The organism is Cocleimonas sp. KMM 6892 (assembly GCF_035798195.1).
GTDB classification, from domain to species: domain Bacteria; phylum Pseudomonadota; class Gammaproteobacteria; order Thiotrichales; family Thiotrichaceae; genus Cocleimonas; species Cocleimonas flava.
The window spans coordinates 1-284 of the sequence record NZ_JAPFBV010000033.1 but is presented as its reverse complement, the minus strand read 5'-3'; the positions used below and the strand labels follow the sequence as shown (position 1 = coordinate 284).

Below are 284 nucleotides of genomic sequence, written 5' to 3'. Positions count from 1 at the left end.
GATAACACTACCGGTACAGCGACAATTCAACCAGACGGTAGCTTTGGTCCAGTAACCTCGACGGCAACACAGCCTTCAGGAGATGTCTCAACAACCCAAACCGATCCAGCGAATAACATCTCGCCGGCGGTAACGGGTACCTATACGGACACCACAGCTCCAGCTGCACCGACCCAAACTATCGGGGTTAATCCTGATGGAACCTTAAGTATCACGGGCACCGGTGACCCTGGAAATACGGCTACCGTAACGTTCCCGGATAACACTACCGGTACAGCGACAAT

General features: G+C 53.2%; 1 protein-coding gene. It reads left to right on the top strand.

Translation table 11 applies throughout. The annotated features are described in order from the left end of the window. A partial coding sequence (locus OO007_RS20250; RefSeq protein ID WP_325810193.1) for a hypothetical protein occupies positions 1-284 on the top strand: 284 nt, incomplete at both ends.